At 64.8% G+C, this 9029-nt stretch carries 10 protein-coding genes and 1 pseudogene; all 11 read left to right on the top strand.

From position 1 onward, the window contains the following. Positions 1-332 (top strand): HupE/UreJ family protein (locus tag JOZ79_RS08785; protein WP_294073298.1); only part of this gene is annotated, 332 nt, incomplete at its 5' end. After that, complete coding sequence (locus tag JOZ79_RS08780; protein WP_294073296.1) at positions 329-811, top strand: hypothetical protein; 483 nt, start codon at positions 329-331, stop codon at positions 809-811. The genes JOZ79_RS08785 and JOZ79_RS08780, both read left to right, overlap by 4 nt. After that, positions 808-1407 carry a lytic transglycosylase domain-containing protein gene (locus tag JOZ79_RS08775; protein ID WP_294073294.1) on the top strand — a complete coding sequence of 200 codons (600 nt, stop codon included), beginning with the start codon at positions 808-810 and terminating at the stop codon, positions 1405-1407. The genes JOZ79_RS08780 and JOZ79_RS08775 overlap by 4 nt, the downstream gene beginning before the upstream one ends. Positions 1408-1409: 2 nt before the next feature. Next, positions 1410-1709: a TrbC/VirB2 family protein gene (locus JOZ79_RS08770; RefSeq protein WP_294073292.1), complete on the top strand. Its 300-nt coding sequence runs from the start codon at positions 1410-1412 to the stop codon at positions 1707-1709. A gap of 3 nt (positions 1710-1712) precedes the next feature. Then, complete coding sequence (locus tag JOZ79_RS08765) at positions 1713-1988, top strand: VirB3 family type IV secretion system protein (protein ID WP_294073290.1); 276 nt, start codon at positions 1713-1715, stop codon at positions 1986-1988. After that, positions 1972-4338 (top strand): annotated as a pseudogene (locus tag JOZ79_RS08760) (VirB4 family type IV secretion/conjugal transfer ATPase). Before JOZ79_RS08765 ends, JOZ79_RS08760 begins: the two are co-directional and overlap by 17 nt. Beyond that, entirely contained in the window at positions 4335-5522 is a 1188-nt protein-coding gene (locus JOZ79_RS08755) for a type IV secretion system protein (RefSeq protein ID WP_294073288.1), read from the top strand. The pseudogene JOZ79_RS08760 and the gene JOZ79_RS08755 overlap by 4 nt, the downstream one beginning before the upstream one ends. Continuing rightward, on the top strand, positions 5519-6190 hold the full coding sequence (locus JOZ79_RS08750; RefSeq protein ID WP_294073286.1) for a VirB8/TrbF family protein: 672 nt from the start codon (positions 5519-5521) through the stop codon (positions 6188-6190). The genes JOZ79_RS08755 and JOZ79_RS08750 overlap by 4 nt, the downstream gene beginning before the upstream one ends. Further along, positions 6187-6873 (top strand): TrbG/VirB9 family P-type conjugative transfer protein, encoded by a 687-nt coding sequence (locus JOZ79_RS08745; RefSeq protein ID WP_294073284.1) that lies wholly within the window; start codon positions 6187-6189, stop codon positions 6871-6873. The genes JOZ79_RS08750 and JOZ79_RS08745 overlap by 4 nt, the downstream gene beginning before the upstream one ends. Beyond that, the gene (locus tag JOZ79_RS08740; RefSeq protein ID WP_294073282.1) at positions 6870-8012 is read left to right on the top strand and encodes a TrbI/VirB10 family protein; all 1143 of its coding nucleotides are present in this window, start codon (positions 6870-6872) and stop codon (positions 8010-8012) included. The genes JOZ79_RS08745 and JOZ79_RS08740 overlap by 4 nt, the downstream gene beginning before the upstream one ends. Then, a complete protein-coding gene (gene virB11, locus JOZ79_RS08735; protein ID WP_294073280.1) occupies positions 8009-9004 on the top strand; it encodes a P-type DNA transfer ATPase VirB11 in 996 nt (331 codons plus the stop codon). The genes JOZ79_RS08740 and virB11 overlap by 4 nt, the downstream gene beginning before the upstream one ends. Positions 9005-9029: the final 25 nt, after the last annotated feature.

Below are 9029 nucleotides of genomic sequence, written 5' to 3'. Positions count from 1 at the left end.
CTCCCCCTGTCGAGCTTGGCATCGCGCTCTCCGTGCTGACCCTGGGGCTCGTCATTCTGTTCGCGGTCCGCGCTCCGGTGTGGATCGCATGCGCAATCGTCGCCGCCTTCGCCTTTTGCCACGGGTACGCGCACGGAGCTGAGCTGCCGTCCGCCGCGGACCCGGTCGGCTACAGCGCGGGGTTCGTCCTTTGCACGGGCATGCTGCACGTCGTTGGAATCGCGCTTGGCCTCCTGCGCGAGAGCAAGAGGGGCGACCTATTGCTGCGAGCCGGAGGCGCGGGCATCGCCCTGTGCGGACTGTGGTTTCTTAGCGCAGTGCCGGGCTTGTGAACGCCGGTCCGGTCCCCCTGTTCTTGCTGGCCGCAGCGCTGGGTTTGGCGCTTTCCTTCACGTCCTGGCGAGCGGCGTGCATCGCTTTGCTCCTTGCGATCGCCGGTGCTGGCGCTGGAGCGCTCATCGCGATGTCGAAGGGCTCCCAGGACATCCTGTTCGCTGGCCTCCTGGCAAGTACGCTGGCGACGGCGGCACTGGTGTATCTCCCCAAGGGTCTTCCCCCTCCGGCTGCTCTCATTGCAGGCGTCAACGCCGGCGTCTGGCTTGGCCTTGTCGCGTCCGTCACGGGCCAGCGCATGGAGCTGATCGTCGCAATCCCGTTCGGATTCTTGTTCCTGCCCGGGCATTGGATTGTCGAACGCGGCTATTCCATTGCGATCAAAGTGGTTTGCAGCTGGCTGATCGCGATTGCGGCGCTTGCAATCTTCGTCTCTCTCGTCCCTACTCCAGGCTACAAACCGGATCACATGGAATGATGATTCGAGCGACCATATGCGCAAGCGTCGCGATTCTCGTCGCAGTCCCCGCCGAGGCTCAAGTTCTTGAGATCGGCTCGAACGGTACGGTCACGACCTACGACCGCCCGACCGTTTTTCAGGATGGGGAGGCAAAGGCGATGCTCCCGGCAAAGACCGATGCAGTCACCACCCAGGGCACCGCGGACCTCTTGGTCGATGCAGCCGCGCGGACCGGGCTGGACCGAGATCTTCTGCTCTCCGTGGCCCGGCAGGAGTCCGGGTTTCGGGCCAATTCGGTGAGCAGCAGGGGCGCGATCGGCGTGCTGCAGCTGATGCCCGCGACGGCGGCAGAGCTCGGCGTCGATCCAAATGATGTGAAGGACAACATTCGCGGCGGTGCCGTCTATTTGCGCCGACAGCTCGACCGGTTCGGCAGCGTGCCGCTCGCACTTGCCGCTTACAATGCCGGTCCCGGCGCCGTGCTTCGGTATCACGGGATTCCGCCCTTCGCCGAAACCCAGGCCTATGTGTCGAGAATCATGAGCCGATGGCATCCTGTAATCGCACAGTCCGTATCTTTCAGCGTCCACCCCGCAGTCATCGAGGTTCCGTGACCATGAGCTACCGATCTCTAGTTCTCCTGTTCGCAATCCCTGCCACGGCTGCAAGCGCCCAGTCGGCGGCACCCGATCCTGCCGGCTCCGGGCCAATCCTGGGAGCGGTCGACTGGCTTCAGGGCACCCTGCTCGGCAATGTCGCGACAGCAGTCGCCGTGATCGCCGTCGCCGCCGTCGGCTTCATGATGCTGACCGGACGGATCAACTGGAAGTACGGCGCGACCGTCGTCCTCGGGCTGTTCATCCTCTTCGGCGCGGCCTCGATCGTTGGCGGCATTCGCTCGGCAGCGGGCGGCTGACGAATGGCGAGCGATCGCCTGTTTCGAGCGCTGGCGCGCCCGCAGATGGTTGCGGGCGTGACCTATCCCTTCTTCGTGCTCAACGGGATTGTCGGAGCCGAATTGTTCCTGATCTTCAAGAGCCTCTTTGCGCTTGTGCCAGTGTTCGTCATCCACGGCATCGGCTATGCCGCGCACCTTCGCGATCCCCACATCATGTCGGTTTGGCTTACCAAATTGCGACGAATTCCTCGCGTTCCCAATCGCAACTTGTGGGGTGCAAATGTCTATCGGCCGTGACAAGGCGGCCGCACGCGAACGGGCAGTCGGAGACCATCTGCCATATCTCGCGCAGGTCGACGACTACACCATCGTGACCCGAGAGGGTCTGGCGATGCAGGTCATCCGCCTTGCTGGCCTGCCGTTTGAGACGATCGATGCCGTGCAGCTCGACGCGCGCAAGGCGGCGCGAAGCCTGATGCTTCAGGCTGTCGCGTCTTCACGCTTCGCCTTAGTGCATCACCTCGTGAGGCGAGTTGTCGAACCGGAGCTCGACGGAAGCTTCCCGGACGACTTCAGCCGCGAGTTGGACGAGGCCTGGCGCGGTCGTTTGACCAGCCGGCGATTGTTCGTGAACGACCTCTATCTCACGTTGATCCTGCGCCCGCTGAAGGGCCGGGCGCGCGCGGCCGACAAGCTGCTTGGGCTCTTCGGCGGAGCCAAGGCCGAACGGCCGGGCACGGCCGCCGACATCCGCGAGCTCAACCAGGCGCGAGAAGCCTTGCTTGCCGCCCTGGAGCCTTACGGTCCGCACCTCCCCGAGGCGTAGGACCTGCCTCGCCGACTTGGCTCCCAGCCGGCGGAATTTCTCGGTGGACTTTTGAACGGGACGTTCGCCCCGATGCTGCTCCCCCAAGGAGATCTCGGTCACGCGCTTGCGAAGCGCCGGATCAGCTTCGGGGCGGACGCCATCGAATTCGGCCCGGTCGACGGAGCGCCGAGCGAGGTCGCGGCGATCCTGTCCGTGAAGGACTATCCGGCCGAAACCGACGCCGGCATGCTCGACGACATTTATCGACTGCCTTTCGAAATGGTCGTTACCCAAAGTTTCGCCGTCGTTGATCGCGGGCCAGCACTCGAGCGCATGGACCTGGCGCTTCGGCGGATGCGATCGGCCGATGATTCCGCCGTTTCGCTGCGATCCGAGCTTGCGCTTGCCAAGGACGACGTGTCGGCGGGCCGCGCCCTGTTTGGGGAGCACCACCTCACCGTGATGGTGAAGGCCGCCGACCTTTCCGAGCTCGATATCGCCGTCGGCGAAGTCCAGGCCGCGTTGACCGACACAGGCTTCGTCGCGGTTCGTGAGGAACTCGGGCTCGAGGCCGCGTTTTGGGCGCAGTTTCCGGGAAACTTTCAATATATTGCGCGACGGGCGTTGGTCTCGTCGGCCAATTTCGCGGGCTTCGCGAGCTCGCACAATTTCCCGGTTGGGCAGCAATCCGGCAACCATTGGGGCGACGCCGTCACCTTGTTCGAGACGACGTCCGCGGGACCCTATTACTTCAATTTCCACCGTGGCGACCTCGGCAATTTCACGATCATCGGACCTTCCGGCTCGGGCAAGACCGTCGTACTCGGTTTCCTGCTGTCCCAGGCGCGGCGGTACTCGCCGCGAACGGTGTTCTTCGACAAGGACCGCGGCGCCGAGATCTTCTTGCGCGCCATTGGCGGCTCTTACGACACTCTGCGGCCAGGGACCGCGACGCGGCTCAATCCACTCAGTCTGCCCGATACTCAGGCCAATCGCCGCTTCCTTTCCGACTGGGTTGCAAACCTCGCAACGGGCGCGGGAGAGCCACCCAGCGTGGAGGAGGCGGCCTGGATCGCCGATGCCATTGACGCCTCCTACGCCGGACCGCCCGAGCATCGCCGGCTGCGTTACCTGGCCGAGCTGTTCCGGGGCCGCGGGCGAGCATCCGGAACCGACCTCGCCGCGCGTCTCGCTCGTTGGCACAGCGATGGCGAGCATGCCTGGCTATTCGACAATGCCGAGGACGGCCTGGACCTCTCCGCCGATACCATCGGCTTCGACATGACGGCGATCCTCGACCAGCCGGAGCTTCGATCGCCGACGATGCTCTACCTCTTCCATCGCGTCGAAGAGCGCCTCGACGGCAAGCCGACGATTATCGTCGTCGACGAAGGCTGGAAGGCGCTCGACGACGAGGTCTTCGTCGCCCGCATCCGTGACTGGGAAAAGACCATCCGCAAACGCGGCGGCATCGTCGGCTTCGCTACCCAGTCCGCGTCGGATGCCCTGGAAAGCAAGATCGCCTCCGCCATTATCGAGCAGGCGGGCACGCAAATCTTCATGGCGAATGCGTCCGCACAGGCCCGCGATTACATCGACGGCTTCGGCCTGACGCAGCACGAATATGATCTCGTGCGCAGCATTCCCGAAACGGCGCGCGCTTTCCTGGTAAAGCACGGATCGGACAGCGTGGTCGTGAGGCTGAATCTGGCGTCCGAACCGGACTTGCTCACGGTCCTGTCGGGTCGCGAGCGAACCGTTCGGCTGCTTGACGACATTCGTCAGGAAACCGGCGACGCTCCTGATGCTTGGCTGCCCCGCCTGCTGGCTGTCGCATGACCGCGCCATTCTGCACCCCACCGGCGACGGACGCCTTCGCAGCACGGCTGCTGTCCGACACGGATTGCCAGGCGTTCGGACTTGTCGAACGCGGTTATGCAGCGCTGGCACAACCCGGCGGAACGATTTCGACCGCGTTGACTGGTCTACTGATCATCGCGGTCGCATTCTTCGGCTACCGGCTCCTGCTCGGCCGCGGGCTGATCCTTTCGGACGCCGTAGCGCTAACGCTGAAGATCGGGGTCGTCCTGCTGATCGCGACATCGTGGCAAAGCTGGCAGTCGCTTGCCTACGATGGTCTTGCCCGAGCACCGACGCAGGTTGCCGGCGACGTCCTGACGGGCATCGGTGCGCAGTCGCCGCTCGACAGCTTGCAGTCGGCAATCGACAGCCTGGCGAACGCAACCGTCGGCTACCGCATGCGGGCCGGAATCGCATCGCCACTCGTCGGGGGTCCCGCGGCTGCTGCTGCTGCTCTGAATATTTCGTCCGTGCTGCTCACTTTGTCGATCGTCGGCATGCTCGTCGTTTTCCGCGTCGTGCTGGCGGTGTTGCTGGCGATCGCCCCCGCGATGGCAGGGCTTCTGTTGTTCGACGGGACGCGCGGCATGGCGCAGGGATGGTTCGGGGCGATGACCGCAGCGGCGCTCGCCCCACTGTTCATCCTGATCATCGCGGCTGTCGAATTTGCGATTCTCGACCCGATGATCGCGCGGTTGTTAGCGGAACAGGCTTCGGGAGATTTCGACATCGGCCTGGTCATGCCCATCGCCTTGGTAGCGGTCGTTTTCGCCGTCACGATCGCGGTTGCCGTGCGAGCAGGTACCCGCATCGGTTTCGGGATCCGGCTTCCTCGGATTGGCCGCTCCCATGCGGCAGTGGCGGAGGCTGAGCCAGCGCGAGCCCTTGTCCTCGATCAGCAGGCCGCCCACGGTCCAGTCGTGCTTGCATCCGCCCCTGGCGCGAGCCGCGCCCTGCAAGGAATCGTCCTTCGCGAGCGACGAACGCCTGTCGGCGCTCCGGCCTGGGGTTCGACGTCGCGCTCGGACCGGAATTCAGGTCAAGGATCGGTCAGTGTTGGCGGCAATAGATCCGTCGAACCGCTGACGATGTTCGAGCGGCCCAATCGGCACGTTCGGACAAGCAGTCGGTCGTCGCGCGCGGCTCGACGGAGAGATGGATGAGCAGTCGTGACGAATATTATGCGGCTGCGCAAAGCTGGGCGGATGGCCAGACGGCGAAGTCCGCGCGAGAGGCGCGGATTGCCTGGCGGGTCGCTGCCGGAGCGGCGATCATCGCCTTACTGCTTGCCGTCACGCTGCTGCTGCTCGTGCCGCTGAAGACCGTTCAGCCCTATGTGCTGACGGTCGATCGCCAAACCGGCGCGGTCGAGCCGGTGACCACGGTCAAGCAAGGGTCGCTGAGCCAGAACGAAGCCCTGATCCAGGCGCAGCTCGCCGGCTATGTCGTCGCCCGCGAGACTTTCGACGCGACGGACCTCGCGACGCAATACCACCGGGTCCAGATCCTGTCGGCACCGCCGGTCCGCCAGGCCTATGTCGCGCAAATGGCGGCGAGTAATCCGTCGAGCCCGCTGAACACACTCAATCGTGGAGATATGGTCTCCGTAAGGGTGCGCAGCGTTTCCTTGATCGCCGACGGCGCCGCGATCGTTCGCTACACCGTGACTCGCACGGCGGCGGGCGCCGCCAGCGGCCTTAGCTCGAATTACGTGGCTGCGATCAGCTTTGGTTTCAGTGGCCGTCCGCTCCGACAGGACGACCGGTTCGAAAATCCGCTCGGGTTCCAGGTGACGCGCTATCGCAGCGATCCCGAGGGACTCGCAGGATGAAGCGCGGCCTCGCCTTCCTGCTGTTGTCGCTGACGGCCGCTCGCCGGCCTGAGCCCGGCCTCGTCGATCCTCACATCCAGTCGGTTCCGTACGACCCGGACCAGGTGACCGAGCTCAATGGCGCGCTCGGCTGGCAGATCATGATCGAGTTCGGTCCCGACGAGCGGATCGAGAATGTCTCGATCGGCGATGCGCTTGCCTGGCAGGTCACCCCCAACAAGAAGGCGCGGGACTTATTTCTGAAGCCGCTGATCAAGAATGCCGCGACCAACATGACCGTCGTCACCGATCGCCGACGCTATGCATTCGAACTGCAGGCCGGACCGCGCTCGCCCTACACGCCGTGGGTGGTCCAGTTCGACTATCCCAAGGAGGTCGTGCAGGCGGTGAGCGAGCCTTTGCCCCCGCCGCCTCCGCAACTCCGATATACCTACACGATCGCTGGCGACGTGTCGGTGCGTCCCTCGCGAGTCTGGGATGACGGCGAATCGACCTACTTCGAATTCCCGCAGGACATGCCATTTCCCGCCATTTATGCCGGCGGACCGAAAACCGCGGAGTCGCTGGTCAACACGCAAGTGCGGGACCGGGTGATCATCGTCCAGCAGACGAGCGGCAGGTTTACGCTGCGCTCGGGCAATCAGTTCGCAACCGTCACCTACGCAGCTGGAGCGGCTCAATGAATGCCGACGTCCCGATCCATCGGCCTTCAGTGGCGAAGGCACAGAAGCCGGCCTCGGTGAAGGGCGCCGCCATTGCGCTGACGATGCTGGGGTTCGGCGTCTTCTTCATGCTATCCGAGGCCCGCGCGGCGAGGATGGAAGATGGAGGCCTTCCCTCGCTGCAAGCGGCGGAGGCGCCAGCCCCGGCACCGCTCCCCGGAGACAAGGCCACCGCCGCCCCCAAGCCCGATGCTCCATCTTGGTTCGTCCCTAACGGTACCCCCCTGACCTTGCACGCGACGGATTCCGGCTTCGCTTCCCAACCTGCCATCGTCGCGCCGCCGCTGTCACAATCGAGCCCGCCACGGGAGGCAAGTCGCTTCGAAGACCGTCTGCGCGCGCCCGCGCTCGTCGTCGACATCGCCCAGGCCGCGCCGCCGCCGGGTCCGCCCGGAGCCGCCGGCACGGCTGTGAGGAACGATGGCGGAGCCCTCGGGCCACAAACACCGGCTCCGGACAACCGAAACCTCTCGAGCACCGAGCAGTTTTCGGACCGCGTCGGCAACGAGGACGTTCAGGTTGCGCACGCCCGGCAGATGACCGGGCTGAGCCGGCTGATACCGCAAGGGGCGCTGATCGGCGCGGTCATGGAAACGGCACTCAATTCGGATTTGCCGGGCTTTGCGCGGGCGGTCGTGCAACGCGACGTCTACAGTTTCGACGGGTCAGCGGTCCTCATCCCGGCCGGCAGCCGCCTCATCGGCCAGTATAAATCGGGCGTCGCTCAGGGCGCCTCGCGAGTCTTCGTCCTCTGGACGCGGTTGATCCGCCCGGACGGCGTCAGCATCGAGCTCGCCTCGCCGGCGACGGATGACCTTGGGCGCGGAGGGATCGGCGGGAAAGTCAATCGCCACTTCCTCCAGAGATTCGGGGGCGCCATCCTGACGACGGTTCTGAGCGGCGGCATCAACGCGGCATCCGCGGCGCTGGCGGGAGGATCGACCATCCTCGTCGGGAACGCAGGCGAAGCGACGAGCCTTGCGACCCAGGCGACGCAGAACAGCGACATTCCGCCGACGATCACGACCAAGCCGGGTGCAACGATCCGCGTGTTCGTCGCCCGCGATCTCGACTTTTCGGCGGTCGGTCCAGCGAAATGAACAATCCAAGCCGCGTCTATCTCGACGCTTTCCTCGACCCGCTCGCCGAAGCGCTTGCGCGGGACGACGTGACCGACGTCTACATCAACCGCCCGGGTGAAATGTGGCTTGAGACCGCAAAAGGTGTCGAGCGCTGCGACAATCCGGCCCTGAGCGACGCGTCCCTTTGGCGGCTTGCACGGCAGATTGCGGCGTCTTCGGACCAAGGAATCAACCGTGAGCATCCCTTGCTCTCGGCGACACTGCCCGACGGTGCGCGAGTCCAGATTTGCGCGCCTCCGGCAACGCGCGGCAATGTCATCGTCGCCATCCGCAAGCACGGCCTGCGCGACCTGACATTGTCCGACTACATTTCATCAGGCGCCTTTGCCCATGTCGGCGAAGCTGCGAGATCGACTCGCGCCGTCGATGAGGAACTGGAAGGGCTGCTAGCCGAGGGCAGGACTGCGGAATTCCTCTCCCTGGCGGTGCGCCGGCGCAAGACGATGGTCATCTCCGGCGGCACTGGCACCGGCAAGACGACCTTCCTCAACGCGCTGCTAAAGGAAGCGCCGACCTCTGAACGGTTCGTGTTGATCGAGGACACGCCCGAGATTCGCCTTCACCACGAAAATGCTGTCGGGCTCATCGCTGTTCGCGGCAGGCTTGGGGAAGCGTCCGTCAGCCCGGCCGAGCTCGTCGAGGCAGCGCTTCGCTTGCGGCCGGACCGGATCATCATGGGCGAGATCCGCGGCACGGAAGCGATCAGCTGGTTGCGGGCAGTGGGAACGGGACACCCCGGATCGATCACGACGCTCCACGCGAACTCGCCCGAGGGCGCGGTCGATCAGCTCGCCATGCTGTCGATGTCGGCGGGAACGGAATTGAACCGGTCGGAGATCGGCAATTACATCCGGACGACGGTCGATGTCTTTGTCCAGCTCGGTAGCTTTGACGGCGAACGCTTAGTGACCGACATCGTCTTCGGCCGGAAAAGACAGACGCCTTCCTGATCAACTCGGAGGACCGGCGAACAGG

This window comes from Sphingomonas sp. (genome assembly GCF_019242355.1).
Classification (GTDB): domain Bacteria; phylum Pseudomonadota; class Alphaproteobacteria; order Sphingomonadales; family Sphingomonadaceae; genus Sphingomicrobium.
Note: the sequence above shows the minus strand (reverse complement) of the source record. Positions and strands in the feature narration are given on the sequence as shown.